This is a genomic window from Pacificoceanicola algae, assembly GCF_049341065.1.
Classification (GTDB): Bacteria; Pseudomonadota; Alphaproteobacteria; order Rhodobacterales; family Rhodobacteraceae; genus Pacificoceanicola.
In genome coordinates this window covers 76462-103046 of sequence record NZ_JBMPIX010000009.1, presented here as the reverse complement: position 1 = coordinate 103046, position 26585 = coordinate 76462, and the positions used below count along the sequence as shown (strand labels likewise).

At 60.9% G+C, this 26585-nt stretch carries 27 protein-coding genes and 1 tRNA gene; 14 read left to right on the top strand and 14 right to left on the bottom strand.

Annotation, left to right across the window (positions count from 1 at the left end; genetic code table 11):
- Positions 1-20: 20 nt before the first annotated feature.
- The 3 genes from ACOYQJ_RS14690 to ACOYQJ_RS14680 are packed head-to-tail and all read right to left on the bottom strand — an operon-like array spanning position 21 to position 2860.
- Positions 21-1157 (bottom strand): extracellular solute-binding protein, encoded by a 1137-nt coding sequence (locus ACOYQJ_RS14690; protein WP_422906883.1) that lies wholly within the window; start codon positions 1155-1157, stop codon positions 21-23.
- A gap of 42 nt (positions 1158-1199) precedes the next feature.
- Positions 1200-1985: an ABC transporter permease gene (locus tag ACOYQJ_RS14685; protein WP_422906882.1), complete on the bottom strand. Its 786-nt coding sequence runs from the start codon at positions 1983-1985 to the stop codon at positions 1200-1202.
- Between the two features lie 8 nt (positions 1986-1993).
- Positions 1994-2860 carry an ABC transporter permease gene (locus tag ACOYQJ_RS14680; RefSeq protein ID WP_422906781.1) on the bottom strand — a complete coding sequence of 289 codons (867 nt, stop codon included), beginning with the start codon at positions 2858-2860 and terminating at the stop codon, positions 1994-1996.
- A gap of 97 nt (positions 2861-2957) precedes the next feature.
- On the opposite strand from ACOYQJ_RS14680, the gene ACOYQJ_RS14675 reads away from it, so the two are divergent.
- Positions 2958-3932 carry a LysR family transcriptional regulator gene (locus ACOYQJ_RS14675; protein ID WP_422906780.1) on the top strand — a complete coding sequence of 325 codons (975 nt, stop codon included), beginning with the start codon at positions 2958-2960 and terminating at the stop codon, positions 3930-3932.
- 3 nt (positions 3933-3935) lie between these two features.
- Here the strand turns inward: ACOYQJ_RS14675 and ACOYQJ_RS14670 are convergent, their stop codons facing one another.
- Positions 3936-5855 carry a hypothetical protein gene (locus ACOYQJ_RS14670; protein ID WP_422906779.1) on the bottom strand — a complete coding sequence of 640 codons (1920 nt, stop codon included), beginning with the start codon at positions 5853-5855 and terminating at the stop codon, positions 3936-3938.
- 256 nt (positions 5856-6111) lie between these two features.
- Here ACOYQJ_RS14670 and ACOYQJ_RS14665 point away from each other — a divergent pair, with 256 nt between their 5' ends.
- The 3 genes from ACOYQJ_RS14665 (at position 6112) to ACOYQJ_RS14655 (ending at position 8416) form a co-directional block, all read left to right on the top strand.
- Entirely contained in the window at positions 6112-6504 is a 393-nt protein-coding gene (locus ACOYQJ_RS14665) for a hypothetical protein (protein WP_422906778.1), read from the top strand.
- Positions 6505-6535: 31 nt separating this feature from the next.
- On the top strand, positions 6536-7414 hold the full coding sequence (locus ACOYQJ_RS14660; RefSeq protein WP_422906777.1) for a hypothetical protein: 879 nt from the start codon (positions 6536-6538) through the stop codon (positions 7412-7414).
- Between the two features lie 75 nt (positions 7415-7489).
- Positions 7490-8416 carry an NAD(P)/FAD-dependent oxidoreductase gene (locus ACOYQJ_RS14655; protein ID WP_422906776.1) on the top strand — a complete coding sequence of 309 codons (927 nt, stop codon included), beginning with the start codon at positions 7490-7492 and terminating at the stop codon, positions 8414-8416.
- Here ACOYQJ_RS14655 and ACOYQJ_RS14650 read toward each other — a convergent pair.
- Positions 8413-10296 (bottom strand): sensor histidine kinase, encoded by a 1884-nt coding sequence (locus ACOYQJ_RS14650; RefSeq protein ID WP_422906775.1) that lies wholly within the window; start codon positions 10294-10296, stop codon positions 8413-8415. The genes ACOYQJ_RS14655 and ACOYQJ_RS14650 overlap by 4 nt on opposite strands.
- A gap of 91 nt (positions 10297-10387) precedes the next feature.
- Between ACOYQJ_RS14650 and ACOYQJ_RS14645 the strand changes: the two genes are divergently transcribed.
- From ACOYQJ_RS14645 to ACOYQJ_RS14620, 6 genes are all read left to right on the top strand, one after another.
- Complete coding sequence (locus ACOYQJ_RS14645; RefSeq protein WP_422906774.1) at positions 10388-11044, top strand: LuxR C-terminal-related transcriptional regulator; 657 nt, start codon at positions 10388-10390, stop codon at positions 11042-11044.
- Positions 11045-11141: 97 nt separating this feature from the next.
- A complete protein-coding gene (locus ACOYQJ_RS14640) occupies positions 11142-11591 on the top strand; it encodes a hypothetical protein (RefSeq protein ID WP_422906773.1) in 450 nt (149 codons plus the stop codon).
- Complete coding sequence (locus ACOYQJ_RS14635) at positions 11588-11896, top strand: EF-hand domain-containing protein (RefSeq protein ID WP_422906772.1); 309 nt, start codon at positions 11588-11590, stop codon at positions 11894-11896. The genes ACOYQJ_RS14640 and ACOYQJ_RS14635 overlap by 4 nt, the downstream gene beginning before the upstream one ends.
- 115 nt (positions 11897-12011) lie before the next feature.
- The gene (locus ACOYQJ_RS14630; RefSeq protein ID WP_422906771.1) at positions 12012-12461 is read left to right on the top strand and encodes a GbsR/MarR family transcriptional regulator; all 450 of its coding nucleotides are present in this window, start codon (positions 12012-12014) and stop codon (positions 12459-12461) included.
- A 173-nt stretch (positions 12462-12634) separates the two neighbouring features.
- Positions 12635-13792, top strand: coding sequence for an efflux RND transporter periplasmic adaptor subunit (locus tag ACOYQJ_RS14625; protein WP_422906770.1), 1158 nt, complete (start codon positions 12635-12637; stop codon positions 13790-13792).
- The gene (locus ACOYQJ_RS14620) at positions 13789-16830 is read left to right on the top strand and encodes an efflux RND transporter permease subunit (RefSeq protein ID WP_422906769.1); all 3042 of its coding nucleotides are present in this window, start codon (positions 13789-13791) and stop codon (positions 16828-16830) included. Before ACOYQJ_RS14625 ends, ACOYQJ_RS14620 begins: the two co-directional genes overlap by 4 nt.
- On the opposite strand, the gene ACOYQJ_RS14615 is transcribed toward ACOYQJ_RS14620, so the two are convergent.
- From ACOYQJ_RS14615 to ACOYQJ_RS14595, 5 genes are all read right to left on the bottom strand, one after another.
- Complete coding sequence (locus ACOYQJ_RS14615) at positions 16808-17686, bottom strand: EamA family transporter (protein WP_422906768.1); 879 nt, start codon at positions 17684-17686, stop codon at positions 16808-16810. The genes ACOYQJ_RS14620 and ACOYQJ_RS14615 overlap by 23 nt on opposite strands.
- Positions 17687-17710: 24 nt before the next feature.
- On the bottom strand, positions 17711-18334 hold the full coding sequence (gene wrbA, locus ACOYQJ_RS14610) for an NAD(P)H:quinone oxidoreductase (protein WP_422906767.1): 624 nt from the start codon (positions 18332-18334) through the stop codon (positions 17711-17713).
- A gap of 111 nt (positions 18335-18445) precedes the next feature.
- A complete protein-coding gene (locus tag ACOYQJ_RS14605; protein WP_422906766.1) occupies positions 18446-19327 on the bottom strand; it encodes a LysR family transcriptional regulator in 882 nt (293 codons plus the stop codon).
- Between the two features lie 139 nt (positions 19328-19466).
- Positions 19467-19542: transfer RNA gene (locus ACOYQJ_RS14600), tRNA-Ala, on the bottom strand.
- A gap of 92 nt (positions 19543-19634) precedes the next feature.
- On the bottom strand, positions 19635-19961 hold the full coding sequence (locus ACOYQJ_RS14595) for a TIGR02300 family protein (protein ID WP_422906765.1): 327 nt from the start codon (positions 19959-19961) through the stop codon (positions 19635-19637).
- Positions 19962-20067: 106 nt separating this feature from the next.
- On the opposite strand from ACOYQJ_RS14595, the gene ACOYQJ_RS14590 reads away from it, so the two are divergent.
- The 3 genes from ACOYQJ_RS14590 to ACOYQJ_RS14580 all read left to right on the top strand — a co-directional run bounded on the left by ACOYQJ_RS14590 (position 20068) and on the right by ACOYQJ_RS14580 (position 22080).
- The gene (locus ACOYQJ_RS14590) at positions 20068-20760 is read left to right on the top strand and encodes a M48 family metallopeptidase (protein ID WP_422906764.1); all 693 of its coding nucleotides are present in this window, start codon (positions 20068-20070) and stop codon (positions 20758-20760) included.
- A 32-nt stretch (positions 20761-20792) separates the two neighbouring features.
- Positions 20793-21446, top strand: a complete 654-nt coding sequence (locus tag ACOYQJ_RS14585) for a GntR family transcriptional regulator (RefSeq protein ID WP_422906763.1) — start codon at positions 20793-20795, stop codon at positions 21444-21446.
- Between the two features lie 64 nt (positions 21447-21510).
- Positions 21511-22080: a hypothetical protein gene (locus ACOYQJ_RS14580; protein ID WP_422906762.1), complete on the top strand. Its 570-nt coding sequence runs from the start codon at positions 21511-21513 to the stop codon at positions 22078-22080.
- A 5-nt stretch (positions 22081-22085) separates the two neighbouring features.
- Here ACOYQJ_RS14580 and ACOYQJ_RS14575 read toward each other — a convergent pair whose 3' ends face one another.
- Both ACOYQJ_RS14575 and ACOYQJ_RS14570 read right to left on the bottom strand, forming a co-directional pair.
- Complete coding sequence (locus tag ACOYQJ_RS14575; protein ID WP_422906761.1) at positions 22086-23048, bottom strand: acetyl-CoA carboxylase carboxyltransferase subunit alpha; 963 nt, start codon at positions 23046-23048, stop codon at positions 22086-22088.
- 63 nt (positions 23049-23111) lie between these two features.
- Complete coding sequence (locus tag ACOYQJ_RS14570) at positions 23112-23705, bottom strand: LysE family translocator (protein WP_422906760.1); 594 nt, start codon at positions 23703-23705, stop codon at positions 23112-23114.
- A 72-nt stretch (positions 23706-23777) separates the two neighbouring features.
- Here ACOYQJ_RS14570 and ACOYQJ_RS14565 point away from each other — a divergent pair, with 72 nt between their 5' ends.
- Positions 23778-24230, top strand: coding sequence for an Lrp/AsnC family transcriptional regulator (locus tag ACOYQJ_RS14565; protein ID WP_422906759.1), 453 nt, complete (start codon positions 23778-23780; stop codon positions 24228-24230).
- 12 nt (positions 24231-24242) lie between these two features.
- Here ACOYQJ_RS14565 and ACOYQJ_RS14560 read toward each other — a convergent pair whose 3' ends face one another.
- Both ACOYQJ_RS14560 and ACOYQJ_RS14555 read right to left on the bottom strand, forming a co-directional pair.
- Complete coding sequence (locus tag ACOYQJ_RS14560) at positions 24243-25430, bottom strand: LytS/YhcK type 5TM receptor domain-containing protein (protein ID WP_422906758.1); 1188 nt, start codon at positions 25428-25430, stop codon at positions 24243-24245.
- 79 nt (positions 25431-25509) lie between these two features.
- Positions 25510-26472 carry an L-malyl-CoA/beta-methylmalyl-CoA lyase gene (locus tag ACOYQJ_RS14555; protein WP_422906757.1) on the bottom strand — a complete coding sequence of 321 codons (963 nt, stop codon included), beginning with the start codon at positions 26470-26472 and terminating at the stop codon, positions 25510-25512.
- Positions 26473-26585 lie beyond the last annotated feature (113 nt).

The following is a 26585-nucleotide window of genomic DNA, read 5'->3' as shown; positions in this document are numbered from 1 at the left end:
CAGGGCCTGCCCCCTTGGGCTTAGTAGCCCTTTTGAACGCGGCCAAAGGTTTTTGACCACTCGGCCTCGTTGCCGTTCCAATAGGCCGGATCGGCAAAGGTCAGCCCCTCCAGCGTGCCGCTGGGATCAAAGGCGGGCAAGGTCGGGATCTTCGACCCCAGATCGACCTTCTGCGGGTCCAGCGCAGGCGGATAGTTCTGCCCTTCGGCCACCGCGATCGAGGTTTCGGGTGCCAACATGAAGTTCAACAGTTCTTCGCAGGCCTCCATCGGCGATCCTTTGATCACGAACATGCATTCCTGCCAGCCATAGCCATTGGGCGGGTCCATGTAGCCGATATCATGGCCCTGCTCCTGCAGCGCATAGATGCGGCCCGACCAGCCTTCGGTCACATAGATTTCTTCCTCGGCCAGAAGGCTCATCAGTTCCGCGCCCGAGCCCCAGTATTTCAGCGACAGGTCGCGGTGTTTGCGGATGGCGTCCCAGACGGCGTCCATATCGGTGGCACCGTTCGGATCCTGCCCGGTCTGCAACGAGGCAAACCAAATGCGGGTGCGCCAGTCGCCCCAGCCGGAAATCTTGCCCTTGAGGTTTTCGTCGATGAGGATTTTCGCGCCCATCTCCTGCATCTGATCGTCGCTGATGTGCTTGCGGTTATAGGCGATGCCCGTGGTGCCATAGTCATAGGGCACGCAGGACAGCTTGCCGTCGGTCACGGCGCGGAAGACATCGACCAGCTTGGGGATCACGAACTTGAGGTTGGGAATGTTGTCTTCGTTCAATTCCGAGGTCAGCCCGAGCCCGTGATAACGTGCATAGTCGAAGACGCCGGACAGGTGGGCGATGTTGTATTCGCCCGGCTGGCTGGCCTTGACGCGGCTGATGTATTCGTCGCCGCCGCCAAAGGTACCATCAACCACCTCGATGCCGGTTGCGGCGGTGTAGGGATCGAAGGCGTATTTGCGGAAGGCTTCCGACACGACGCCGCCCCAGCCGTCAAAACGGACCTGGCTGACGCTTTGGGCCATGGCGCGATAGGGTGTCACAAGGCCATAGGCCGCACCGGCTGCGCCCAGCAACCCAAGGAAAGAGCGGCGATCGATATCGCCATTCATGTAACGCTCGCGCAGGCGTTCGTAGCGGGTTGTGTTGTCCATTTTCTTCATCTGTTTCTCCTTGTCGGTTGGGGGAACGCGGCCTTAGACGCCGCTTTTCTTGGAAATTTGCCGCGCGATGGCCGCGCCCAACAGGGGCAGGCCGACCGTCATCACAATCATCACGGTGCCAAGGGCGTTGATTTCTGGACTGATGGAATTGCGCAGCATGGCGAAAATCTGTGTCGGCACGGTTTCGACACCGCCGGGCTTCCAGAACAGGGTGCCGGTGATATCGTCAAAACTGATGGTAAAGGCGAACAGCCCTCCGGCCAGAACCGCCGGAAGCATCAGCGGCAGAGTGATCTGGAAAAAGGTTTGAATGGGCGAGGCGCCAAGGCTCATCGCGGCCTCTTCCACGTCGCGGCGGATGGCGACAAGTCGGGCCTGCACCACAAGGATCACGAAAGGCAGGGTAAAGATCACATGGCCGAACAGCAGCAGAGTGAAACTCTTGTTCACACCAAGGAAATTGAGAAACAGAAGCAGAGCAACGGCCAGAACCACCTCGGGGACCAGAATGGGCGCGATCAGGATGGTCGAGATCATGTTGGCCCCGGGCACCCGGTAGCGGACAAGCGCAAGACTGGCGAGCACGCCAAGAGTGGTCGAGATTGCGGCCGTCAGAAGCCCCAGAATGACCGAGGTGCGAAAGGCGCGCAGGATGGCGTCGTTGTTCCATAGCTCAAGAAACCAGCGAAAGGAAAAGCCGGTCATGGGAAAGCTGCCGAACTGGCTGGCATTAAAGGACAGAAGGACCACCACCGCCACCGGCAGGAACATGAAGATATAGACCAGCACTGCGTAAGCGCGGATCAATTGCCATCCCATGCCGCCCATCAGCCCAGCCCCTTCATCAATTGCGCCATGCCAAGGTAGCGATTGTAGATCATCACCAGCGCGCCCAGCACCGCCAGCAGCATCAGCGACAGGGCCGACCCAAGCGGCCAGTTCAATTGGGTGATGATTGCCTCGAACACGAGGTTGGCGAACATCGCGTCGGTCGGCCCGCCCAGAACCAGCGGTGTGATATAGGTGCCCGCCCCCAGAACGAAACACAGCAGCCCTCCGGCGGCGAGACCGGGCAGGGACAGCGGCAGGGTGACTTGCAAGAACGCCTGCCAGCGGGTGGCTCCAAGCGAATTGGCGGCATCCTCAAGCGTCACGTCGATGCCTTCGAGGCTGACAAAGACATTGAGGATCATGAAAGGCAGCAGGAAATGCACGAGGCCAAGGATCACCGTCGTCTGGTTGTAGAGCAGTTGAAGCGGCTCATTGATAATGCCGATCCACATCAGGAAGGTGTTCAACGCCCCCGAGACTCCCAGAATGTTGATCCAGCTCATCGTGCGGATGATGTAGCTGATCCAGAACGGCAGCATGAGCATCAGCAGCAGGACAGGCTTGTTGCCACGCGATCGGGCGATGAAATAGGCCGCCGGATAGCCCATGACGGCGCAAACCACGGTGGTGATCGCGGCGATCTTCAGCGTATTCAGCAGGATGTCGCGGTAAAAGGCGTCAGTCAGCGCCTCTTGCCAGTTGTCGAGGAAGAACCCCACCTGATCCGCGCCAGTCGCAGTGCGCAGCCAAAAGCTGTAGACCACGATGAACATCAGCGGCACGAAGAGCAACAGGGCAACTGCCGTCAGGGACGGTGCGAGCAATATCCATGGTTGGCGCGCCTCGCGGGCTTCGACCGACATTTGGGATTCCCTAGGTCATTCGGGTTATCCAAGACCTTGCGAAGGGGCGAGGTATCACGCAAATAGATAATGGATATTGTCAATATAGAGGTGATCTATGGTCGGCACGCAGTCGGACAGTTGGTACGACCCGGATCGCATTGCGCGCGAGCTGGATTGGAACCTGTTGCGGACCTTCGTTGTCCTTGCCGAAAGCCGCTCGATCACCGAGGCGGCGGGCAGGTTGCGGCTGAAACAGCCATCGGTCTCTACCGCTTTGAAAAGGCTGGAAGATCGGGTTGGCCGTAAACTGATAAAACGCGGGCCGGGGCAATACGCGCTGACCGAAGCAGGAGAGTTGCTGTACCGTGAAGCGGTGGACATCAACGGCTCGATTCTGCGGCTGTCGACGCTGCTGCGCGAGATGACCGATGAGGTGCGCGGCCATGTCAAGATCGCCGTGGCCAGCCATGTGGTCTGTCCATTATTTGATCAGACCCTGGGCGCTTTTCATGCGCAGCACCCGGCGGCGGGCTTGACGATCAACGTCTTGTCCAGTGCGGATGCCATCGCCGAGGTGCAGGCCAAGCGCGCGTCTTTCGCGGTCTGCCTTGTGCGGGACCGCAACCCGCGGCTGGAATACCGACGCCTTTATCGCGAGTTTTTCGGGTTGTTCTGCGGGCCGGACCATTCGCTCTTTGGCCGAAAAGGTCTGACCCATGCGGATCTGGCCGGGCAGACCGCCGTCAGCTTTGACACCGACCGTCTGCAGGACGTGCTGCGCCCGGTCACTGTGATGCGGGCGCAATCGCAATTGGGTGAACGGGTGGTTGCGACCTCTTCCAACCTCGAAGAAGTGCGGCGGATGATCATTGCGGGGCTGGGGATAGGGCCTTTGCCGGTGCACGTCGTGCGGAGGGATCTGGAGGATGGTCTGCTGTGGCAAGTGCCGCCTTATGACGATCTGCCGCCCATTGACGTGCATCTGGTATGGAACCCCAGCGCGATCCTGAACCGCGCCGAGGAGATTTTGTTGACCATGTTGCAAGAGGTGATCGACGACACGCCCATGGCGCAGCGCACCTATGCCTGATCTCTATAGTGCCGCGAAGACCGCCAGAACCTGTTGCTCGATCTCGGACATCCGGGTTTCAAGCTGGTCGATCCGGTCAAAGCTGTTGGCGATCTCGGTTTCGGTCTTGTCCAGCGCGGTCAGATAACGGTTGCGCAGGGCCTCTTGGGTGACACTCTCAAGGTTCTCGCGCAGGCGTTCCTGTTCCCCGACCAGCGAGGAATAGCGGTTGCGAACCGACGACACCTCGCGCTGGGCTGCTTCGAATTGGGTCTTCAGGCGGCTGGCCTGATCAAAGGCGGCACGGTAGTCCTGCGAGAGTTCAATTTGCCCGGCTTCGATCTCGGCCAGCAATGAACCGAAATCGCCCGCGCCCAGACGGACCTGCTTTTGAACCGTCTCTTTCTCGACAAGCCGCACGGTGCCTGTGCCGTCCGCAACCGGGACGGTGACCCGGTAAAACCCGTCGCCGCGTTCGGCTGTGCCGTTCGAGCTGTCCAGCGCGCCATAGCCGATGGGGTGCTCGACGGTGAACAGATCGACCATTTCAGGCAGAGCCCCGGAATAGGTGGTGGTGCGGGTGCGCAGGAGTTCCAGTGTCAGAATGCCCTCTTGATGCACGATGGATGTCAGCCGGGCGATGGCCTGACTGTCGGTATGGATCGCCCCGCCCGAGACCGAGGCAAAGGGCAGCAGGCGGGTTTGATCGGCCAGCATCCCCTGAAACGGCGCATCGCCGACAAAGCCATCCGCGTCCTGCACCGACACAAGCCCCGAGGCCAGCGGCTGATCAGCGGTGATCGAAGCCGCCAGCAACAATGTCCTGCTCCGCTCGGTTGCGCGGTACAGGCCGCGGATTTCCGGCTCGATCGGCAGATCAAGGTACATCAGGTTCGCGGTTCGGCCGTTCTCCAGATCAACCGTTTCGGGCAGGGTGTAGCGCAGGATGCCGCTGTCGTTTGACGCCGCTGCCTCTGACGCGCTGCCAGACGGCGGCGCGGGCATTGGTCTTAGTGTCCGTGACTCCGATTGGGCCGTGCCGTTGTAAAGGTTCATCAATCCCGTAACGCCATTATCCGCCTTGGCCGTGATCGGTTTGGGTGCGGTGTCGTCTGACTCGTTCCGGGCGATGAACAGCGGGTCGATCAGATCGCGGCGATAGGCCACCGGGGCGCCGGTCGTCAGGGTCAGTTGCACATCGTCCCAACCGGCGCCGGACACGTTTTCAAAGGTGGCCCAGCCTTGCAAGCGCCCTTCGTCCAGCAGCAGGCGCCACGAGTTTTTCCACGCGGCGGCTTCGGTCACATAAGACAGATCCACCGAGCGGGGGCTTTCGGCCTCAAGGGTCAGATCGAAACGGCGGCTGTCATCGCGGTTTTGGGCTGAGGCCATGGCTTCCGCCAGATGGCGCGCTGCCGCCTCGGAAAACCCGACCTTGGTGCCAGGGGACAGGACCACCTCGGCCACGCCGGACTGGTTCAGCAAAAGCGCGGCCATGCGGTCAACCCGCTGCCCATCTTCGACAGCATCAAAGCGGCGCAGGCCCATGACCTGACCCGTGGTGCTGCCAAGCGAAGTTGTCAGGGTCACCGTCTGTCCGGTCAGCGCCGCCAGCAGGCTGGGCGTGTCCGTCGGGATGCCCGCGGCAAAGGCGGTCTCGCGCAGCGCTGCGGTCGCCGAGCCGGGCGTTTCGGTCTGAAGGTCCACCACGCCGCCCGCCGGATCACGCACCACAAGCGAGGCCAGCACATCGCTGGAGGCGCCTTTGGGAACGGTGAAGGTGATCAGATTGCCTGTGGTCTCGGCGGTCATCGTGTAGCGGGCGATACCGGCCTGACCCAATTCGATCCGGGTGATTTCGGGGATGCTTTGGGCCTGGGCCAGACCGGCAAGGCAGGTCGAGGCAAGCAGGGCTGCGGACAGGGTGAAATGGGGGCGGAACATAAGGGCTCTCCTTTGAAACGGTGTTTGACGTGTCGGCCTGCGTTGGCCGCGTGGCGATCAAAAGGCCCGAAACCGGGCCAAAGGGCACTGGGGGAAATACCCCATAAGTCGCCCCTTCGAATGGGGTGTTTCCCCGATCCCGAAGTCGGCGACCAACGGGCATTGTGAGGTCATCGAACGGCACACCAGCCGATCCGAGAAACAGCAACCGCCGGGGCACAAACAGAAATCCGGCACACACACAAGGACCAGAACAATGATCACCAAGACGCTCCTCACCACCGCAATCCTCGCCATGGCCGCCACGGTTGCCACCCCCAGCTTTGCCCGCGGAACCTGCAAGGACGCCTATGTCGTCGCCACCAATGACACCGGCCACAAGGTCAAGGTTGTCGACATGCACTACCAGATCTCGGGCTACGGCAAGAAATCCGAACCGATCCGCAATCAGGACATCCCGGCCGGGCAGGTCTTCAGCATCACCCGCAACCTTGAGCGCGCCAATGAGCGCAACACTCAGGTGATCGTAGTCTACCGGGTTCGCACCGACAACGCGCACTTCAACAAGTGGTCGGGTCTGAAACGGGCAACCTCCGATTTCCAGGAATGCACACGCAACCACGTCTACGAAGTTTCGCTGACCGACTGATCCCCACAAACCGAAACGCGGAGGAAGACCAATGAAAAGCTTTGTCAAACGCACGATGATGGTGGTGGCCCTTGGTTTGGCCTCCGCGAGTTTCGCCCCGGCTTCGATGGCCGAAGCAAAAAGCTGCGGCAGCAACGGCCAGAAAGCCTGCCCGTGGCACCACAAGGGGCCATCATGCAAGCCGGGCTTGCGGAACAAGTGGGGCAAATGTGTCCCGGCCAGCCAGACGATCGTTGGAAAGGTTGGTGAGGGTCTCAAAGACATCGGTGACGGTGTCGGAGACAAGTTGCAGGATGTGGGCAGCGGCATTGGCAATGTCTTCAGCGGCGGTAACAAGGAAAAGGTCCGCGCGGCTGCCAGAACGCAGGGCGCCCAGATCGCCGACATTGCCCGCCAGATCAGCAAGGCCCTGCCCAGTGGCCGTGACGCCAAGGATCTGGCGAAGGCGATCAGGGACAAGGATGGCAACCGCGTGCAAAGCATCCTCAAGCGCAACACCCAAATGCGGCAAAGCTTTGACCAGCTTGAAAGGCTGGGGTTCCGGACCATCACAGTGGGGATCGAATCCAGCGGCTCCTATGGGATCGGCGGGGCGCATGAAACCGGGTTTTCCATGGATATGGATTTCGACAGCGCCGCCAAGGTTTACACGACAACGTCGCTGTCCGGCGGATACCATTTTGGTGGTGGCAACGATCTGGTCTTTTCCTTCTTCAAATCCGGAAACGCGCATATCGACGGCCATGCCTTTGGCTCGATTGCCGAGTTTGACGTCGGCAGCGGCGCAGGGCTGAACATGTGGTTCTCTGCCAAGCCTTTTGATTTCCAGGGATTTTCTTTGGGTGTCGGGATCGGCAGCATCGGTGGCGGCGGGGCTTTGACCTACGCCTACACGAAACTCTGGAATTGATCTGCGGGTCTGCCCATGATCGGGTAGACCTTTTCGCTTGGGCCGCGGCCCGATTGTTCACGAAGGAATATCGCCATGACGCTTTTTCACCCACAGCCATTCGGGGAACAGCAGGCTCACCGTGGATCGCCGTTGTCCCGAAATGTTTTTGTGCTGACCATAGCGGCGATCCTAAGCGCAGGGCTGGCCCATGCCGCCGAGGATGACGCCTTGCTGGCCCTGCGCGACGCACTGGCCCCGGGTGAATGCTCCCTGCCCGGCGATGTCATCAGCCAGCCCTTCGGAAATGGCGTGCTGCACCAGATGCCCTGCCGGACGACCTTTGCCGACGAACTTTCGGTCATGGTTTTCGAGATTGACGGCAGGCTGATGCCGCTGAGTTTTGCTCAGCCTTCCTTTGAATTCGATTATGGGCCGGACGAGCTGATCAACTGGTCCCGTCCCAATTTGGGCGCGATCCACAGTTCGCCGCTGCTGTCGTCAGGGTTTGTTCGACCAGAGGAAATGCTGATCGAATCCGCCTCAAGGATCGCTCCCGGTATGGGGGAAGGGGCGTTTGTCTACCGCTACGCGGTCAGCGAATGGGGCGCGGCGCTTGAAAGCGCGGCGGTGAGCCTGGATTCCGGTGAAGTGACAATCTGGCCGCCACAGCGTCCGTCCATACTGGAAGAGCTTGGCCTGTCCTTCGATCTGAACGGGTTTGACGTGCTCGCCTCACCCGACTGGTCGCTAAAGACCCCGCGAGAGATCGTCGCCATGCTTGATGTCGATTTCCCTTCGTTGGAAGAGGGCAGACCGCGCATGCAGGTTGCGATGGAGCAAAGCGGCGACAAGGTTGCGGCGAACGTTCTGGATTTCGGCTGGGCGGACGACTCGGTTGCAGGGCAGGTTTACCGCGTGCTGATGGAAAAGCGCGGTGACGAATGGGCCGTGACGGAGCTTGGCCGTGCAAATGTCTGCCAGCGCGGGACGCCGCAGGTGACAACCGGACGATGCCCCTAAACGGTCAGTGAAAAGCAGGTGCCGCGCCCTTTGACCGAGGTCACATCCAGCGACATCCCGTTGGCGCGGGCCAGTTCAAAACAGACGGACAAGCCAAGGCCGTGCCCGGTCGAGTTTTCGCCTTTGGCATAGGCTTGGCGGAAGGCGGCGATTTCGGTCTCGGTCATGCCGGGGCCGGTGTCAATCACGCAGATCCGAGGGCCATTGGCGCGGCGCACCCCCACGACAACCCGGCCGTCTGCTGTGTATTTGATGGCGTTGGAGACAAGGTTGGTGACGATCCGCATCAGGGCGATGGGCGGCACGGTCACGTCAAGCGAAGTCGGCAGAACACGAAGTTTGATGCCCTTCGACACCGCCTCGTTTTCGAACATCTGGCGGGTCGTGCCCAATGGAACCGCAAGCGGATAGGCTTCGGTTTCCGGGGGCTCGGGTTCGGTGTCGGGCACGCTGTCATCGACATAGCCAGTGGCCAGCGCGCCAAGATAGTCGAAGGCTTCGTTCAGACGGGTCTTTACCTCGGGCTGCATCTCCGAGGCGAGCGTGTCAAAGGTCATGCGCAGGGACATCAGAGGTTGCCGCAGGTCGTGCGAGGCGGTCGCCAACTGCCGTTGGCGCAGGGCGGCCAATTCGCGGGCGCGGACATAGTTGCGTTCGGCCTCCAGCAATTCGCGGCTGCGTTCGGCCTCGGCCTCGAGCGCGATGACGCGGGCTTCGACGGCGCTCAGATGGCGGCGGCGCAGCGCGATGACATTGGCGGTGAGAAAGGTCATGGTCGCCAGCAGCAAAAAGGCAAAGACCATGCGCATGGCATTCGGCGCATCCAGCCAGCGTCCACCCCATCCGCTGAGGATAAGGGCTATCACCGCCAGAGCCCCCAACACAGCCAGAGCCGCAACGACAACTGCACCAACGGGCGGCGCAACGTGATCATTTTGCATGGCGCGGGCGGCCGGAATCTGGGCGGCCAGCATGACGCCGATCAAGACGTAGGCAAAGCTTGCCGTAAGCGGTCCGGGCACCAACAGCGCCAGCAGGAAGCCCACAAAAGACAGCAGCGAAAGCGCAGAGACAGCCCGCGCACGGCTAGGCGCGGCACTTCTGATACCCGCGCCCGCCACCAGAAACCCCGCGCCTGAAAGGGCGAAAAGCAGACCAAAGCCGATCGGGGACTGAAGCTCGGGGTGCTGCGGGTAAAAGGCGCGGAACAGCAGCCCATCGACAAAGGCGATCAGCCCGAGAAAGGCGAGGAACAGCAGCGTGTTCCACGCTCCGACGGCGCTGCGCATGGCCACCTGAAACCCGAAGAAAAAGATCAGGCAGCTCAGCGCAAAAGCGTAAAAAGCTGTGTGTCCGATCCCCCAAAGAAACGTCGCTTCGGTCAGGTGTTCAGGGCTGTGCAGGGCCATGCCGAAATCGGGAAACGGGCCAAGCTGCACGTGCGCAAGAAGCGTCACCTGTTCGCCGGGGGCCAAATCGAATTCGGGGGTGCGCAGACGGGTCACGGCATGGTCCAGCGGATCAAAGGGCGCGAAGATCGAATAGTCGGTCAGGTTCTCGGTCAGCCCGTCCGCGCGTACCAGAAAAATCCTGAGCCCACTGACCAAGGGCGCGTCTATCGTTACGGCAAAACGGTCTGGCGGGCGTCCGTCCGCTGCGGTCCGGTTGACGATTTCCACGGCGGCCCATGTTTCAGGCGAATACCCGGCGCTATAGGCGACGGTCTTCATCTCGCGTTCGAATTGGCCTTCGCGATAGGCCGTGATCGCATTGCTGACCTCTGGGTCCAGCGAGGGCCAATAGCGCAGATCGGGAACCAGATCTGCAACCTGATGGCCCGGGTCCAATTCGACCAGTTGTGCCTGAGCGGCGCCAGACATCAGCAAAAACAGCAGGAAAGCCGCGAAAATTCTGGGTATTCTCAGGCGGGCGTGGCACATTTTGGGCAAAAGGTTTTGGGATAATGATATAATGAGAGAGCGTGGAAAGTACTATGCGGTCGTCGCCGACGATCATGCAATAGTGCGCAGCGGGTTGCGCAGCGCTTTGGAGCAGCCCGGTTTGATCGAACCCCAAGGCATCGAGGTCCTGGCCGAGTCCGAAAATGGTCTTGAGGCCATCGCACAAACGCGCGTGCACAAACCCGACCTGTTGTTGCTGGATGTTCAGATGCCGATGGCGGGCGGCGTCGAAGTGATTGTCGAAGTGCAGCGTTGGAGCCCAGCGACCAAGATCGTCGTGCTGACGGGGGTCACCGCGCTGGGCATGATCAGCTCTCTTGTGGAAAGCGGCGTTGATGGGTTGTTTTCCAAGGGGGACGACAATCAGGAACTTTACACCCGCTTGCCCGGTATCCTGCGCGGCCAGCGCCATATCGCGGATCGGTTCGTCACCGCCCTGAAGGACAAACCCGAAGCCGGGCTGCTGACGGGGCGCGAAAAGCAGATCCTGAACATGATCCTTGGCGGCCATTCCAACAAGGAAATCGCGGCGCTTTTGGGGATCAGCGCCAAGACCGTGGACAAGCATCGCACCAGCATGATGCAAAAGCTGGACGTGCATTCGGTACCGCAACTGATGGCCTATGCGCTGCGCGAAGGTCTGGTCGATCCGGCCTCGGAACTTTAGGCGATTGGGGTGATCACCCCATGGGGGCGGATGGGGGCCTTGGCTACCTTGGTCAAATGCGGTGCACGGCGCTCCGCGCGATCCAGGGAGACCGGTCATGTTCCTTCTACGCCACGCCGCTACGTTGGTGGCGACACTTCTCACATTGGGCGCGCCGCAGTTTGGGCAGGCCGGATCGGCCGACATGTTGGTTCTGCAAAGCGCCTCGGGTGATCAAGTGCAGATTCAAGAAAGGATCGGGCCGGGTTGCGATCATGTACCTTGCCCGGTGCGCCTTTGCCTTGAAAACCCCAGTTACAATTCCGGAGCCAAAGCGCTGAGCAATCGTCGCCTGCCACCGCCAGAGGCGTCGATATTGTCCGGGCAGGCGGGCTGCATCACCGTGGCTGCTGTGCGCCAGTCGCTGGTTCTGTGGCGACAAGGCGCTGCCGGAGGACTGGTGCCCGCGCTGGTGGCCCCTTTGGACTTGCGCGGCAAGGCGGGGCGGCTCATCTTTCTCGAATGGTTGGTCGAAGCCCCCATGGGCGCCTTGAAACAGGAGCCATGAGTATGAAACCCGTTCTGGTCAGTTTAATGCTGCTGCCGCTGCCGCTGTCGGCTCAGGTCTTTTCCGCCACGGACCAAGAAGTTGATGCCTTTGTTGCGGCGGACAAAAACCGCGATGGGGTCCTGACCTTGCGCGAATTTCGCACCTTTGTGCAGGCCATGGCGCGCAGCGGCCAGCCCACGGCCAAGACGATCCGGACCTTCGGAGCCTATGGCTTTGCCTTCAATATCGTCGATGTGAACAAGGACGGACTGGCCTCGCCCGAGGAATTGCGCTCGGCGGATGACGATTATCGGGGCGATTGAGGCGAACGGTATCGACAGGATATTGAATTCAGTTCAAAGCGAACGAATTGAACTTTCCGGAAGGCTCGGCCATGCTGTCCTTTCAAAGCCAGGCAAGGCATGTCGGGGGGGGATGATGGCGGATCAGGCCAAAGTCAGGGCAGAATTTATCGAGAAAGTCGGGCTGATCGCTCAGGGCGAAAACTTGCCCCGGATCGCCGGGCGGGTTCTGGGGCTGTTGATCTTTGACGGGCAGGCGGTGTCCTTTGGCAGTCTTGCGGATGAATTGCAGGTCAGTCGGGGTAGCATCAGCACCTCGACCCGCACCTTGATTGATCGCGGATTGATCAAGCGAGTGACCAAGCCCGGAGAACGGCAGGACTATTTTCAACTGGGCGAACGTCCCTATGCCACGATGATGCGCAACGCCCGGCTTTCCTTTGACCGCTCCAAGGCCGAAGTCGAGGCCACCGTGGCGCAGCTTTCGGACGGTGCAGCCCGCGACCGGGTGCGCGCCTATGCCGAATTTTACAGCGCGTTAAGTGATCTGGCGCAGGACAGCGCAGAGCGGTTGGACAGGGATTAAACAGGGCCCGACCCAACGTCATACGCTTGGACAGTCAATTTGTTCAGGTTGTACTAAACAAAATACTTGAATTGCTGCGCGTGCAGCGTATTTCTACCAAGATCATAGTCACTCAACCAGGGCCCTTGTTAATGCACACTCCATGTTCCGCTCCGCTTCGATCGGTGCCCGCCTTGGCATTGACGGTTCTCTTCGCCCTGTTCGGCGCGGCATTGCCAGCGCAGACTGACATGCCCGCCGACAAATCGGCGCTTGTTCCGCATGTCACGGTCGCCCGGGCAAGCCGGGCGGAAGTGGTGGACGAAATTCCGGTTTCGGGGTCAACGACCCCCCGGCAAGAAGTGCTGGTCTTCCCAAAAGTCGGTGGCTTCGCCTTTGAAAGCATCTTTGTCGATGTTGGCGATCAGGTCAGTGCAGGCGACGTACTGGCGCAGATGGAAACTCGGGTTCTGGAAAGCCAGCTGTTGCAGGCCAAGGCCGAACAAAGCAGCGCGCAGGCGTCGGTCCGTCAGGCGCAAAGCCAGATCGACGCCGCTGAGGCTGCCTTGGACAATGCGGAGAACAAACTGACCCGGGCGCAGCAGTTGGCTGACCGGGGCAATCTGGCAAATGCCGATCTTGAAACCGCGCGGGCCAATGCACAGTCGGCGCGGGCCTCGGCGGCCTCGGCGCACGATGGTCTGGCGGCGGCAAAGGCCGCTGCCGAGCGGACGGATGCGGCGGTTGGGATTGCAGAGTCCAATCTGGGTCATGCCACGATCAATGCGCCGGTCGATGGGCTGATCCTTGCCCGCAACGGCAACATCGGCATGATCGCTACCACCGGCGGGGATCCGATGTTCCGGATCGCCGAAAATGGCCGGATCGAGGTCGAGGCCGAGGTGATCGAAACCGCGCTTGGCTCTGTCTCGGAAGGCGATCCTGTCGCGCTTGAGATTGCCGGTGTTGGCGCGGTTCCTGGCAAAGTGCGGCTGATCTCGCCGGCGGTGAACCCGGCGACGCGACTGGGAAGGATCTACATCGAAACCGATGAGCAACGCAGCCTTCCCAGCGGTGTTTTTGCAAGCGGTATGATCACGATTGACCGGCATCAGGGTCTGACCGTCCCGTCGTCCGCCGTTTTGGTGGACAAAGATAGCACCTATGTTCTGCGGATCACCGAAGAGGGCGTGGTTCAGCGCGTGGATGTGACGGCGGGGCTGATCTATCAGAACCAGCGGGAGATCCTGAATGGATTGGCCGAAGGCGACGTGGTGATGCTGCGCGCCGGAACGTTCTTTGGCGACGGCGACAAGGTCCAGCCTGTCTTTGCCGAGGGGGCGGGGCAATGAACATCTCGACATGGTCGATCCGGTCGCCGGTTGTCCCGGTGGCGCTGTTTCTGGTGCTGGTCGTGGCCGGGATGTTTGGCTTTCGCTCGCTTCCCGTGACCGACATGCCGAATGTCGATATCCCGGTTGTCTCGGTTTCGGTGACGCAGGCGGGGGCATCGCCGTCCGAGATTGTGAACCAGATCATCAAGCCGATCGAAGACGTGGTCACGGACGTGACGGGCGTCGATACCGTAAACGCCACCGCCACCGATGGCAGCGCGTCGATTGTGATCAACTTTGATCTTGAGGTCGATTTTGACCGCGCTGTGGCCGATATCAAAGATGCGGTGAGCAAGGTGCGCAGCGACTTGCCGGACGGCATTCTGGAGCCGCAGGTCACCCGGGTTGACGTGATCGGGGCGCCGATCCTCAGCTATGCCATTTCCGACCCGACCCGCAGCATCGAAGAGCTGTCCTATTTCGCGGATGACGTTGTCGCCCGGGATGTCGGCAATGCCGAAGGCGTAGGCAAAGTGGAGCGGATCGGCGGGGCGGATCGCGCCATCGAAGTGGCGCTCGACCCGGACCGTTTGCTGGCGCTGGGGTTGACTGCAAGCACCGTGAACAATCAGATCCGGCAGGCAAACGTCAATCTGGGCGGTGGTAGCGGCAGCCTTGCTGGGCAAGAATATGCTATACGCGCGCTGGGCTCGGCTGACAGCATCGAGGCGCTTGCCAAAATGCCGATCCCGACGCCGGCAGGCAGCACTGTGCGCCTGGGCGATCTGGGGCGCGTTATCGATGGCGCCGAAGAGACAAACAGCTTTGCCTTGCTGGACGGCGGCCCGGTGGTCGCCATCGGCGTCTATCGCGCCAGCGGTGCCAGTGACCTGATTGCCGGAAATGCCGCAAAGGAAAAGATTGCCGAGCTGTCGCAGGCCTATCCGGACGTCACCTTTTCGCTGATCGACGATGCCACGGTCTATACCGAGGGCAGCTATCACGCCGCCATGGACACGCTTTACGAAGGGGCGTTTCTGGCGGTCTTCGTGGTGTTCTTGTTCCTGCGCAACTGGCGCGCGACGATCATCACCGCTCTTGCCCTGCCGCTGTCGATCATCCCGACCTTTATCGTGATGAACATGCTGGGGTTTTCGCTGAACACCGTGTCGCTGCTTGGGATCACGCTGGTCACAGGGATTCTGGTCGACGATGCAATTGTCGAGATCGAGAACATTGTCCGGCACATCCACATGGGCAAACCGGCCTACGAAGCCAGCGAAGAAGCCGCTGGCGAGATTGGCATGACGGTGATCGCCATCAGTTTCACCATCGTCGCGGTCTTTGCCCCGGTCAGCTTCATGTCCGGCATCGGCGGGCAGTTCTTTGAGCAGTTCGGCCTGACCGTCGCCGTGGCGGTGCTGTTTTCCCTGTTGGTCGCGCGTCTGATCACGCCGATGCTGGCCGCTTATTTTTTGCGCGACGGCCTGCCCGCAGAAGAGGAAAAGGACGGGTTGGTCATGCGCCTTTACATGCGCATGCTGAACTGGACGCTCCGCAACCGGGTTGTGACGCTGATTGCCGGGCTATTGATTTTTGCCGCCTCGATCTTTTCTGCCTCGCTGTTGCCCTCGGAATTTGTACCTGCCTCGGACACCGGACGGACCATCATCTCGGTCGAAATGCCTCCGGGCGTCGAGATCGCGGACATGCGCGAAACTGCCGGGATGATCACCGCGCGCGTTGAGCAGGTTCCCGAAGTGCGCTCGGTTTTCGTCAGTGCCACTTCGGCCACGAAGGCACGTGTGACCGTGAACTTTGGCCAGAAGGACACGCGCGAGCGCGGTTTCAAGGCCATCGAGGCGGACATCCACGCGGCGCTTCAGGACGTGCCCGACGTGCGTCTGATCGTTTCGGAAACCGGCCAGCGGGACGTGATCCTCAACATCCTTGGCGATAGTCAGGATGCGGTGGTCAGCGCCGCCGCCGAGCTTGCCAACCAGATCGAAGCCCTGCCCGAGTTGACCGACGCGCAGACCGACGCGGCGCTGGTCCGGCCCGAGATCCGTATCACCCCGCGCCCCGAACAGGCGGCCGAACTGGGGGTGACGGCCTCGGCGCTTGCCTCGACCATCCGCATCGCCACTTTGGGTGAAACAGGGGCGAATGCAGCCAAGTTCAATGCCGGAGACCGCCAGATTCCCATCGTTGTGCGAATGAAGGAAGAGGTGCGCGACAATCTGGTTCTGATGCGCGGCCAACGTATTCCGTCGTCCTTCGGTATGCAGGTGCCGCTTGAGGCGGTGGCTGATATCTCGTTGTCCTCGGGGGCGAGCACGATCTCGCGGGTCGATGGGCAATACAACACGACCGTCTCCGCCAACCTTGCCAATGGCGCGATCCTTGGACCGGCGACCGAGGCGATTTATGCCCTGCCAGCCGCCCAAAATATGCCTGACGGTACCGAAATCGACGCCTCGGGCGATGCCAAGATCATGGCGGATATCTTTGGCCAGTTCGCCTTGGCGATGATCGCGGGGATCTTGCTGGTTTATGTGGTGCTGGTGGTCCTGTTCAAAAGCTTTGTCACCCCGGTGACGATCCTGTTGTCGCTGCCTTTGGCAATCGGCGGCGCGATCTTTGCGCTGTACCTGACAGACAACGCGATCGGTCTGTCGGTGATCATCGGGTTCCTGATGCTGATGGGGATCGTGACCAAGAACGCGATCATGCTGGTGGAATTCGCGCTGGATGCGATGTCCAACGGCGTTCAAAAGTCCGAAGCCATGCTGGATGCCTGCCACAAACGCGCGCGCCCGATCATCATGACAACCATTGCGATGACGGCGGGCATGGTGCCGTCGGCGCTGGCGTTGGGGACGGGCGGCGAATTCCGCGCGCCCATGGCGATTGCGGTGATCGGCGGGCTGCTGCTGTCCACAATGCTGTCGTTGGTCTTTGTGCCGTCGCTGTTCAGCGTGATTGATGGCGGGCGCGGAAGATCGCTTGGGTTCCTCGTGCGCCTGCTCAAGGTCAATAAACCGGCCGAGGCTTAGGGCTGGGCCTGGTGCGGTTGGCCGCCTGCCCCAGCCAGACGGCTGACAGGACGACAACCGCGCCAATGGCCTGAACCGGCGTCAGTGCCTGCCCCAGCCAGAGCCAGCCCAGCCCGACGGCGGTCACCGGGCTCATCATGCCCAGCATCGACACCGTGCCGGGGTCGAGCCGGGCGATGCCGCGAAACCACAGGACATAAGTGCCTGCGGCGCCGATCACGCCAAGCCAGACAAGCCCGCTGAGGTTCAGCGCCGATAAAGGCGGCAGCGATGGTTCAAACATCAGGGCGACCGGCGCCAGTATCAGACCGCCTGCCGTCAACTGCCATCCGGCAAAGTTGAGCGGAGAGACCGGCGGCTGCCATCTGCGGCTGAGCACAGTGCCCGCTGCCATCGAGGCCGCGCCGCCAAGACCGGCCGCCACGCCAATCGGATCAAGCCGGGCTTCGGGGCCAAGCACCAGCAGCGCCACGCCGCCCAGCCCAGCCAGTGCGGCCAGGACCGCCGCCGCACGGATGGGCGTGCCTAGAAAGCCAAAGCTGAGGGCGATGACCATAAGGGGCTGCAGGGCGCCCAGCGTCGCCGCCAATCCGCCGGGCAGGCGATAGGCGGCCACAAAAAGCAGCGTCCAGAACACCGCGAAATTCAGCGCCCCCAGCACAAGAACGCGCCCCAGCCAGTCGCGGTTCGGCAGGTTGCGCGTCAGCAGCAGCAAAAGCAGCCCGGCAGGAAGCGCTCTGAGCACCGCAAGGGTGATGGGATACCCCAGAGGCAGGGCTTCGGTCGTGACGATATAAGTGCTGCCCCAGATAGCAGGGGCCAGCGCAGTGAGCAGGATGTCGGATTGGCGGGACATGGTAAGCCTCCGGTTCAGGGAATGTCAGGCGGCCTGCGCCTGATCAGAGGTTGCGGCAAGGCGGGCAGCGATCCGGGCCACATGCGCGCCTTGGAAACGGGCGCCATCAAGATCGGTCCCGGTTGGGAGAAGCGATCCGTCTGCTCCGGCAATGGTCCCGGCTCCGTAGGGGGCGCCGCCGATGATCCCCTCGGCACCGGTCTGGCCAGCAAAGCTGTAAGGCAGTCCTGCGATCAGCAAGCCAAAGTGCATCAGCGGGATGTGCGTCGACAGCAAGGTCGCCTCGTGCCCGCCGTGCTGCGAGCCTGTCGAGGCAAAAACAGCCCCGACCTTGCCGACCAGCGCGTTGCGGGCCCAAAGGCCACCGGCTTGATCCAGAAACTGCTTCATCTGCCCTGCCATCATGCCAAAGCGCGTTGGCGTGCCGAAAATGATCCCGTCGTAGTTTTCCAGGTCCGCTGGGGCGGCGATCGGCGTGTCATCGTCGATGAAACCCGCGCTTTGGCGCACGGCCTCGGGGACAGTCTCGGGCACGCGGCGAATGTCGACTTGGGTGCCGGGGACGCTGTGCGCGCCGTCGGCTTCGGCCTCGGCCATGGTGCGGACGTGGCCATAGCTGGAATAATACAGAACAAGAATACGGGTCATGACGATCCTCCTTGGGGTCGGGTTGCGATCCCGGGAAGATGCATCCAAAGGTGCCTTGGAATAAGCGGCCCGCTTGCAAATCACTCTTAACGCTGAGTGAAGAATGCCGGCCTAGAGCGCGGCGCGCAGGTGATCCAGAAAGGCCGAAACCTTTGCATCGGCACCCAGTTGCGATGCGGTGACAGCATAGACATGGCGGCGCGGCAATTCATGCTGCGGCAGTACGCGCACCAGATCGCCGCGCGCTTCGGCCTCGGCCGAGATGAAATCGGGAAGGGTGCCAATGCCATGCCCGGCAATCAGCAGATCCCGCAGAACGACGCTGCTGCCAACGCGGACCTTTGGCGCAAGGTTGACGATATGGCTGCCCTCTGGCCCATTGAGTTGCCAAACCGCCAAATGGTCGGCCAGCAGGAACCCGATGGTCTCGTGCTGCTGCAGATCTTCTGGAGTGCTGGGCGCGCCTGCGCGATCAAGATAGGCAGGCGCGGCGAACACCCTTTGGCGCACGTCACCGATACGGCGGGCGCGCAATGCGCTGTCGGGCAACTCGGCTCGAATGCGCAACGACAGATCAAAGCCGCCTTCGATCATATCCACCACCTGATCATCAAGCGACAGCGTCACTTTCAGGTCAGGGTGCTGTTTCAGAAAATCCGGTAGCATGCGCGACAACACGAATTGCCCAAAGGAGTTCGGCGCATTGATCCTGAGGTGGCCGCGCACCAGACCGGACTGCGCCTGCAGGCGGCTTTCGATCCGGTCCACCGCGCCCAGAATGTCCTGTGCCGCGTCATAAAAAAGCCGCCCCTGGTCGGTCAGCGACATGCTGCGCGTGGTGCGGGTCAACAGCGTGCACCCCAGACTATTCTCAAGCAATTTGACCTCGCGGCTGAGCAAGGCAGCCGATACGCCAAGGTCCTCTGCGGCGCGGGCAAAGCTGCCGCGATCGACGATCCGGCAAAAGGCATTCATGACCGAGAGTTTGTCCAAGTGCCTGTCCTCGTGCGGCGGTTTCCGGCGGAAACTCTAACACGAAAAACACTTCTTGCCCCAAGCTTCGCAAGAACGGCGCACAAAGCCGAAACAGCCTGCGAACTGGCCAAGTCATCGCGCTATGAACCAAGGGATTTGGTGGAGCCTAGCGGGATCGAACCGCTGACCTCCTGCATGCCATGCAGGCGCTCTCCCAGCTGAGCTAAGGCCCCATCAGTGTTGGTGCCATGGGCACCGTCCGCGGGTGATTACGCAATGCTGCGGGCGGGATCAAGCAGAAAAATCCCGCCCGGCAACAAATTTTTCAAGACTCGTCGTCGTCGCCCGCTGCGACATCGGCGATGTCGTCAAGCGACACGTTGTCGTCGTCTTCGTCCTCGAGAACATCATCGTCTTCGAGATCGACATCAACGTCGTCGTCGTCCAGCAGATCGACCTCTTCGGTCGCTTCAGTTGCCTTGGACTTTGCTGCCTTATCTTCGCTATCCGCTTCGATTTGGCCGCGCTTTCCTGTGTCGAGGTTTACAGCCTCGCCGGTGTAGGGGCTGACGACAGGGTTGCGACCCAGATCGTAAAACCGCTTACCGGTTGTAGGGCAGATGCGCTTAACGCCCCATTCTTCTTTGGGCATCGGAGATTCCCTTCAAACTCGTGGTCATATCGACAATCCGGGCCAACTGCCATAACAGGGGGGGCATGTCAAAGGCTTTGGCGCGAAACAGACGGGCAAGCGGCATATGGGGCAGATTAGCCTACCTGGCAACCCTCCGATAAAGGTGATTCTACGCCGCTCGGCCCGGGCGCGGCGGCTGTCATTGCGCCTGTCACGTCTGGATGGCCGCGTGACGCTGACACTACCCAAGGGCGTGAGCGAATCCGAAGGGCGCGATTTTGTGCTGGCCAAGGAAAGCTGGCTGCGCGGCCATTTGGATCAGCAGCAGGCCGAGGTTTATGTCACCCATGGCGCGATCCTGCCCGTTTTGGGAGCTCCACTGCCGATTCTCGCCGGTGCGGGGCGGTCGGTGCGCCTGACCGAAGGGGCGATCGAAGTGCCGGGCGCCGAGGCGCAGGTGCCGCGGCGGGTGCAGGCCTTTCTCAAGACGTTGGCGCGTGATCGGCTGGCCGAAGCCTCGGACCGCTATTCGGGGGCGCTGGGACGGCCCTACACTCGCCTGACGCTGCGCGACACGCGGTCGCGCTGGGGATCCTGCACGGCGGATGGTGGGCTGATGTATTCGTGGCGGCTGATTCTCGCCCCGCCTGAGGTGTTGGAGTATGTCGCCGCGCATGAGGTGGCCCATCTGGCGGAGATGAACCATTCGGCGGCCTTTTGGCGCTTGGTCGAAGATCTCTATGGTGATTGGAAGCAGCCCCGCGGCTGGTTGCGCACCGAAGGCGCGGCCCTGCATCGCTATCGCTTTGGTGATTGACGCGGCTTTGAATTTTGTGATCACATCGCGCCATGCAAAGCATCATCCCTCGCGCCATCGATCCCTCGACTTCCGCACATGACCGCGTCTATCGCGGATTGCGGACACGCATCATGCACGGCCAGATCGAACCGGGCTTTGCCCTGACCCTGCGCGGCATCGGGCGCGAATTCGACGTGTCGATGACCCCGGCCCGCGAAGCCGTGAATCGGCTGGTCGCCGAAGGCGCGCTGAGCATGTCCAATTCGGGCCGCGTATCGACGCCCGAACTGTCAAATGAGCGGATTGAGGAACTCGCCGCCCTGCGGTCTCTGCTCGAGGTTGAATTGGCCAGCCGTGCCTTGCCGCGTGCGCATATGGCGCTGATCGAGCGCTTGCAAACCATCAATTCGACGATCGCCGATGCCGTCAGCAACCGCGATGCGGTGGGTTATATCCGCACCAATCTTGAATTTCACCGCGCGCTTTACCTGCGCGCGCAGGCCCCTGCGATGCTGGCCATGTGTGAAACCGTCTGGTTGCAACTGGGGCCAACGATGCGCGCGCTGTACGGGCGGTTGCGCCGATCCGAGCCGCCGCAGTACCACCGATTGATCATTGCGGCGCTCAAGGCTGGAGACGAACCTGGGTTGCGTCTTGCCGTGCGCTCTGATGTCACGCAGGGGTTGCGGATGCTGGCCGGGTAACGTTTCTTTCGCTCGAAACAGCTTTGCTGCGCTTCGCAGTTCGCCCAAGCTCCGAAAGACCACTATGACCGCCCCGAATTCCGCCAAACCTCACCTTCAGGTGTTTTTCAAATTCGCCCTGCTTTGCGCGCTTTTGGTTGGCTATTTCATATACCTCTGGTGGCGGTTTGACGCGGCGACCGGGGCCGTTACGGCGGCGTTGACATGGTCGTTCTTTGTGCTTTGCACGCCGATCGCGGATGCGGGGTTCCTGCTGGATTTCCCGCTGCGGCTGCTGTTCGGGGTCCGCATGGTGCTTTCTGAAATGGTGGTCTGGGTCTTGGCCGGAACGATCAACCTGAGCGTTCTTTTGATGGCGCCGCAGTTCTACGACACAACGGTTTTGACGCGTTTGTTTCACCAGATCCTGACCCACCCGATGCCCTACTGGGCGATCATCCTACTGTCCGGGGCAGGCACGTTTCTTTCGGTCCGGTTCGGCGACGAATTGATGGACGTCCTGCACCACCGCGACCGGAATTTTTTCCATTCGCACCAGTTCAAGCTGGAGCTGATCATGCTGGCGTTTTTCGCTGCGATTGTCGTCGCCTATTACGAGCTGATCGCCTCGCTCGGGCTGGAAAGCATGCTTTAGCCTATTCAGGCGGCAAGCCCCTTGGTGCCGAGATCCAGGAACTTTTGACGACGGGTGGTGATCAGCTCTTTGGGCGATTTTCCGTCAAGATCATCCAGCATTCCGGAAATCGCGGCACCGACCAGATCCATGGTGGTCGTGCGATCACGATGCGCGCCGCCCAGCGGTTCCGGGATCACCCGGTCCGCCACGCCAAGCCGCATGAGGTCCTGCGCGGTCAGGCGCAGCGCCTCGGCCGCTTCGCGCATCTTCTCGGCGTCCTTCCAAAGGATCGAAGCGCAGCCTTCCGGTGAGATCACCGAGTAGACCGAGTGTTCCAGCATCGCCAGCCGGTTCGATGTGGCAAAGGCCACCGCCCCGCCCGAGCCGCCTTCGCCAATGATGACCGACACCAGTGGCACGCCGATTTGCAGGCATTTTTCGGTGGACCGGGCGATGGCTTCGGACTGGCCACGTTCTTCTGCGCCTTTGCCGGGATAGGCGCCGGGGGTGTCGACCAGCGCAATCACGGGCAGGCCGAAATTATCTGCCATTTCCATAAGGCGGATCGCTTTGCGATAGCCTTCGGGGCGCGCCATGCCAAAGTTGCGTTCGATGCGCGATTGGGTGTCGTTGCCTTTTTCGTGGCCGATCACCATGACGGGGCGGTCATTGAACCGGGCAAGTCCGCCCATCACCGCATGGTCATCGGCAAAGCCGCGATCCCCAGCCAAAGGCATGTATTCGGTAAACAGCGCCTCAATGTAATCTTTGCAATGCGGGCGCTCGGGGTGCCGGGCGACCTGGCATTTGCGCCATGGCGTCAGCTTTTTATAGAGGTCCTGAAGCAGCGCGTTGGCCTTGCGGTCCAGCGCCTTGGCTTCGTCCTCGATGTCCATATCCTCATTGCCCTGCGCCATGGCGCGCAGCTCTTCCGCCTTGCCTTCGATCTCGGCCAGCGGTTTTTCAAAGTCGAGGTAATGGGTCATCATGGCCTCCTTGCAACTTGTCGCTATATGGCTGCTTGGCGCGCCGGATGCAATAAAGCTTGATTACCCGATCAGAACCGGAAGCATCGAGGCCACCAACAGGCCAGCCATGACCCAGTTGAAGACCCGCAAGCGCGCCGGTTTCGCCAGAAGGCGCCGAACACCGGTGCCCAGTGTCACCCATGTCAGGGCCGAAACGATCCCAATCGCCAGGAAGGCGCCCGCCACCCAGAGGATAGACGAAAGCTCGCGTCCGGTGGCGTATAGCGTGATCGCACCAAGGGCCATGGACCAGGCTTTGGGGTTTACCCACTGAAAGGCCGCAGCCTGAACAAAGCTTAGGGGGCGCGCCTCTGCGCTGCTTTCCCTGGGCGGGGCGGCATGGGCGATTTTCCAGGCCAGCCAGAGGATATAGACCACTGACAGGGCTTTGAGGATCAGATAGGCGGGCGGCCAGAGATCAAACAGCCGCATGACCCCCAGCCCCACGGGCACAATCATAAGCGGAAACCCCAAGGCAACGCCGCTGAGATGTGGCACCGTGCGGCGCAGGCCAAAGTTTGCCCCCGACGCCATCAGCATCAGGTTATTCGGCCCCGGCGTGAACAGGGTCGCAGCACAAAACAGCGCAAGCGCGAAAAGAATCTCGGGTGTCATGGCGCAATTTTCGCCGATTTAATGCGCCATGAAATTGCATTATCGACCGGTTTGGCGGTAGAGTTGCAATTTATGAGCGATTTGAATGAAATTGACGGCAGGATATTGCGCGAACTTTCCCGGGACGGGCGGTTGTCGAACATTGCCTTGGCAGAACGCGTGGGGCTGTCTCCTTCGGCCTGCTTGCGCCGGGTTGCCACCCTGGAAAAGCGTGGGGTGATCAAGGGTTATCGCGCGGTCCTGTCGCCGGACAAGACGGGGATTGGGTTCACCGCGTATGTCACGGTGGGCCTGAATCAGCACACCAAATCCGCGCAAGAGGCCTTTGAACGCGCGATGCGAACCGCTCTGCAGGTCCGCGAATGCCATAATATCACGGGCGCGGTGGAGTATCTGCTTAGGGTCGAGGTCGCCGATCTGACTGCCTACAAAGCCTTCCACACCGATATTCTGGGCGCCCTTCCGCAGGTGAACACCCTGCAAACCTATGTCGTTATGGGATCTCCCAAGGACGAGCGAAGCTAGTCTGAGCCTGGCCTAATCATTGAGGTGGACGGTCACGGAGCGGGTCGAGGCCAGGGTCGCTTCGAGTTTGGCAAAAAGCGGCTGTTGCTTCGCGGCGGGCAGACAGCCTTTGACTGTTTTGTTCATATCCTCGGGCGGATCCGCGGTCAGTCGCGGCGCTGCGCTTGTTTCGTCGACCATTTGCAGAATTTCGCAAAGCTCGGTCGCGTCAGAGACCGCGGAAACCTTCAGATCTGCCCGCAAACGAAATTTTGCCTTGGTGGCAAGGCGAAGCTCTGCTTTGGACAGAAGTTGGCCCAGTTGCTCGGTCGAGTTTTCCAATTCCAAAACCTCGGTCGAGGTCAGGGGGACCAACAGCAAACCGCCGTGCGACAGGCCGATGCGATCACAATGGGTCAGCTTTCCCGCCAATGCCGTTGCCATGGCCGAATTGACCCGGTTTGTCGCCACCGCACCCCAGAACGTCATCACCCATTTCGGACAGACAGGAGAGATCACCAGTAAACCGCCAACCGTGCCTTTTGCCCCACTGACCGACAGCTGCACGGTCTCTCGCATGAATGATGCGGGGCGAAGCAGCCCGCTACCCGGGCAAGTCGACGCGCCACTTCGCATGTAATGCTCGGCTTCTGTCCGCAGGATTTCGCGCTGCAGAAATGCGCCCATCAATGGCACGACCGTAAGGTAGATCGCTCCGGTGATGGGAGCGGCATGCTTGAAGAACCAGAAGGCGATTTCCATTGGCAAGAACAGCACAGCCAGAAAACTGAGCGGTGTCAAAGCGCCTAAGGCCAATAGTGGCCAGAATCCACGGTTTGAAGGTGATTTGGTCACTTCTGCCCAGATGGCGCCCACATAGCCTGCGATCAGCATGCCGAATATGCCAGCCGTCGCGCCAATGCCACCAATATGCAGCCGGGTTACCATGGCCATGGCGAGGCATATCGCCAGACCGCGCCAACCAAGGAACGCGCCGGCCAGAACAATTGGAACATTGCGCAAATCAATAATCACACCCTCGAACGGTGAGATCGGCATTTCCATTTCCAGAACGGCAATCGCACCGAAAATGGTGCCCATGATATATTGCGCCTGCGCTTGGCTGATCAGCAAGCGCCTGACTTCACCGAAGCCGACGATCAAGATGCAAAGCAGCCCTATCGGCGCGGCAAATTCAACAAGATTGTTTCCCAGTAGCATAGCGACGCGCCCCCACGCGGTTTTCCACACGCAGGGACTGTCGTACATCTGTATTAACAGGGCTTTGAGGTTTCAGATTTTAACTATTTCCGGCAATCATCTCTGACTGACGCACGATGACTTCGGCCTGCTTGATGCTGGCAATATCCACCAGACGGCCTTTGTAAACGGTCGCGCCTTCGCCTTTGGCCTTGGCATCTTCCATCGCGGCAAGGATTTCGCGCGCTTCCGCCACTGCGGCCTCGGAGGGGGTAAAGACTTCGTTGGCCAAAGTGATCTGCTTGGGGTGGATCGCCCATTTACCGACCATGCCCAGCGTGGCCGAACGCAGCGCCTGAGCGCGGAATCCTTCGTCATCGCTGAAATCGCCAAAGGGGCCGTCGACGGGCAGCACACCATGGGTGCGACAGGCGGCGACGATGGCGGCCTGCGCCCAATGCCACGGGTCCGACCAATGTTTCTGGCCCTCGTGCAGCATGTAATAGTTTTCCTGCGTGCCGCCGATCCCGGTGGTTGCCATGCCCATGGACGCGGCGAAATCGGCGGCGCCAAGGCTCATCGCTTCAAGCCGGGGAGAGGCGGCTGCGATTTCCTCGACGTGGGCAATGCCAGCGGCGGATTCGATGATGACCTCGAACTTGATTGGCTTGCTGCGGCCCTTGGCGCGTTCGATGGCGGTGACAAGCGCATCGACCGCATAGATGTCGGCGGCGCATCCGACCTTGGGGATCATGATCTGATCCAGCCGTTCGCTGGCTTGTTCGAGCAGGTCGACAACGTCCTTGTACCAATAGGGCGTGTCCAGCCCGTTGATCCGCACCGACAGGGTCTTGGTGCCCCAGTCGATATCGCCGATGGCCTGGATGATATTTGCGCGAGCACTGTCCTTGTCGCTGGGGGCGACCGAATCTTCGAGATCGAGATTGATCACATCGGCAGCACTGGCGGCCATCTTTTCAAAGATCGCGGGGCGCGAACCGGGGCCGAACAACTGGCAGCGGTTGGGCCGGGCAGGTGCGGTGGGCTGGATGCGGAAGGACATGGGAAGCTCCCCTTCGGTAAGGAAATTGCGTTTCAGGTCTGGAATTGGTTATGAAATTACGCTGCGCTGCGCAAGGGGATTTTGCGTTTGCAGCATTTCTGAAAGGCGGCGGG

What these genes read in the sequence shown, in the direction of transcription:
- ACOYQJ_RS14690 (WP_422906883.1), bottom strand. Translation starts at nt 1,157, where the DNA reads ATGGACAACACAACCCGCTACGAACGCCTGCGCGAGCGTTACATGAAT.
- ACOYQJ_RS14685 (WP_422906882.1), bottom strand. Translation starts at nt 1,985, where the DNA reads ATGGGATGGCAATTGATCCGCGCTTACGCAGTGCTGGTCTATATCTTC.
- ACOYQJ_RS14680 (WP_422906781.1), bottom strand. Translation starts at nt 2,860, where the DNA reads ATGTCGGTCGAAGCCCGCGAGGCGCGCCAACCATGGATATTGCTCGCA.
- ACOYQJ_RS14675 (WP_422906780.1), top strand. Translation starts at nt 2,958, where the DNA reads ATGGTCGGCACGCAGTCGGACAGTTGGTACGACCCGGATCGCATTGCG.
- ACOYQJ_RS14670 (WP_422906779.1), bottom strand. Translation starts at nt 5,855, where the DNA reads ATGTTCCGCCCCCATTTCACCCTGTCCGCAGCCCTGCTTGCCTCGACC.
- ACOYQJ_RS14665 (WP_422906778.1), top strand. Translation starts at nt 6,112, where the DNA reads ATGATCACCAAGACGCTCCTCACCACCGCAATCCTCGCCATGGCCGCC.
- ACOYQJ_RS14660 (WP_422906777.1), top strand. Translation starts at nt 6,536, where the DNA reads ATGAAAAGCTTTGTCAAACGCACGATGATGGTGGTGGCCCTTGGTTTG.
- ACOYQJ_RS14655 (WP_422906776.1), top strand. Translation starts at nt 7,490, where the DNA reads ATGACGCTTTTTCACCCACAGCCATTCGGGGAACAGCAGGCTCACCGT.
- ACOYQJ_RS14650 (WP_422906775.1), bottom strand. Translation starts at nt 10,296, where the DNA reads ATGTCTGGCGCCGCTCAGGCACAACTGGTCGAATTGGACCCGGGCCAT.
- ACOYQJ_RS14645 (WP_422906774.1), top strand. Translation starts at nt 10,388, where the DNA reads ATGAGAGAGCGTGGAAAGTACTATGCGGTCGTCGCCGACGATCATGCA.
- ACOYQJ_RS14640 (WP_422906773.1), top strand. Translation starts at nt 11,142, where the DNA reads ATGTTCCTTCTACGCCACGCCGCTACGTTGGTGGCGACACTTCTCACA.
- ACOYQJ_RS14635 (WP_422906772.1), top strand. Translation starts at nt 11,588, where the DNA reads ATGAGTATGAAACCCGTTCTGGTCAGTTTAATGCTGCTGCCGCTGCCG.
- ACOYQJ_RS14630 (WP_422906771.1), top strand. Translation starts at nt 12,012, where the DNA reads ATGGCGGATCAGGCCAAAGTCAGGGCAGAATTTATCGAGAAAGTCGGG.
- ACOYQJ_RS14620 (WP_422906769.1), top strand. Translation starts at nt 13,789, where the DNA reads ATGAACATCTCGACATGGTCGATCCGGTCGCCGGTTGTCCCGGTGGCG.
- ACOYQJ_RS14615 (WP_422906768.1), bottom strand. Translation starts at nt 17,686, where the DNA reads ATGTCCCGCCAATCCGACATCCTGCTCACTGCGCTGGCCCCTGCTATC.
- wrbA (WP_422906767.1), bottom strand. Translation starts at nt 18,334, where the DNA reads ATGACCCGTATTCTTGTTCTGTATTATTCCAGCTATGGCCACGTCCGC.
- ACOYQJ_RS14595 (WP_422906765.1), bottom strand. Translation starts at nt 19,961, where the DNA reads ATGCCCAAAGAAGAATGGGGCGTTAAGCGCATCTGCCCTACAACCGGT.
- ACOYQJ_RS14590 (WP_422906764.1), top strand. Translation starts at nt 20,068, where the DNA reads ATGGGGCAGATTAGCCTACCTGGCAACCCTCCGATAAAGGTGATTCTA.
- ACOYQJ_RS14585 (WP_422906763.1), top strand. Translation starts at nt 20,793, where the DNA reads ATGCAAAGCATCATCCCTCGCGCCATCGATCCCTCGACTTCCGCACAT.
- ACOYQJ_RS14580 (WP_422906762.1), top strand. Translation starts at nt 21,511, where the DNA reads ATGACCGCCCCGAATTCCGCCAAACCTCACCTTCAGGTGTTTTTCAAA.
- ACOYQJ_RS14575 (WP_422906761.1), bottom strand. Translation starts at nt 23,048, where the DNA reads ATGACCCATTACCTCGACTTTGAAAAACCGCTGGCCGAGATCGAAGGC.
- ACOYQJ_RS14570 (WP_422906760.1), bottom strand. Translation starts at nt 23,705, where the DNA reads ATGACACCCGAGATTCTTTTCGCGCTTGCGCTGTTTTGTGCTGCGACC.
- ACOYQJ_RS14565 (WP_422906759.1), top strand. Translation starts at nt 23,778, where the DNA reads ATGAGCGATTTGAATGAAATTGACGGCAGGATATTGCGCGAACTTTCC.
- ACOYQJ_RS14560 (WP_422906758.1), bottom strand. Translation starts at nt 25,430, where the DNA reads ATGCTACTGGGAAACAATCTTGTTGAATTTGCCGCGCCGATAGGGCTG.
- ACOYQJ_RS14555 (WP_422906757.1), bottom strand. Translation starts at nt 26,472, where the DNA reads ATGTCCTTCCGCATCCAGCCCACCGCACCTGCCCGGCCCAACCGCTGC.